This window comes from Roseovarius sp. YIN77, assembly GCF_057219155.1.
In genome coordinates, this window is record NZ_JBXVVI010000057.1 from 1 (window position 1) to 1,180 (window position 1,180).

Below are 1,180 nucleotides of genomic sequence, written 5' to 3' on the forward strand. Positions count from 1 at the left end.
AGAATTACTCGTGGATTTTGGAGACGACGCCGGAACCGACGGTGCGTCCGCCTTCGCGGATGGCGAAGCGCAGTTTTTCTTCCATGGCGATCGGGGCGATCAGTTCGACGTCGAACTTCAGGTTGTCGCCTGGCATCACCATTTCGGTGCCAGCAGGCAGTTCAACTGTACCGGTCACGTCGGTGGTGCGGAAGTAGAACTGTGGGCGGTAGTTCGCAAAGAATGGCGTGTGACGGCCACCTTCTTCTTTGGTCAGAATGTAGACTTCTGCCTCGAATTTGGTGTGCGGCTTCACCGAACCTGGCTTACACAGAACCTGGCCACGCTCAACGCCTTCACGGTCAACACCACGCAGCAGCGCGCCGATGTTGTCGCCTGCTTCACCACGGTCCAGCAGTTTGCGGAACATTTCAACACCGGTACAGGTGGTGGTTTTGGTGTCGCGGATCCCAACGATTTCGATCGAGTCGCCAACATTGATCACGCCACGCTCAACCCGGCCGGTCACAACAGTCCCGCGGCCAGAGATCGAGAACACGTCTTCGATCGGCATCAGGAATGGCTGGTCAACAGCACGCTCTGGCTGTGGGATATAGTCGTCAACAGCGGCCATCAGTTCGGCGATTTTGTTGGCGCCGATTGCGTCGTCGCGGCCTTCCAGAGCGGCCAGAGCAGAGCCTGCGATGATTGGGATATCATCACCTGGGTAGTCGTATTCAGACAGCAGTTCGCGAACTTCCATCTCAACCAGTTCCAGCAGCTCTTCGTCGTCAACCTGGTCAACTTTGTTCAGGAAAACAACCATGTAAGGGATACCAACCTGGCGGCCCAACAGGATGTGCTCGCGGGTTTGTGGCATCGGGCCGTCGGCTGCGTTCACAACCAGGATCGCGCCGTCCATCTGCGCCGCACCGGTGATCATGTTCTTCACATAGTCAGCGTGGCCGGGGCAGTCGACGTGGGCGTAGTGACGGCCTTCGGTTTCATACTCAACGTGGGCAGTCGAGATGGTGATGCCGCGGGCCTTTTCTTCCGGCGCGCTGTCAATCGAATCGTAGCTTTGGAAATCGCCAAACTGCTTGGTGATCGCAGCCGTCAGTGTCGTCTTGCCGTGGTCAACGTGACCAATCGTGCCGATGTTGCAATGCGGCTTCGACCGCTCAAACTTCTCTTTTGCCAT

General features: G+C 57.3%; 1 protein-coding gene. It reads right to left on the reverse strand.

What is annotated here, in order from left to right; translation table 11 throughout:
- Positions 1 to 4: 4 nt before the first annotated feature.
- On the reverse strand, positions 5 to 1,180 hold a 1,176-nt coding region (tuf, locus tag AC2D8P_RS16580), incomplete at its 5' end, for an elongation factor Tu (protein ID WP_484703994.1).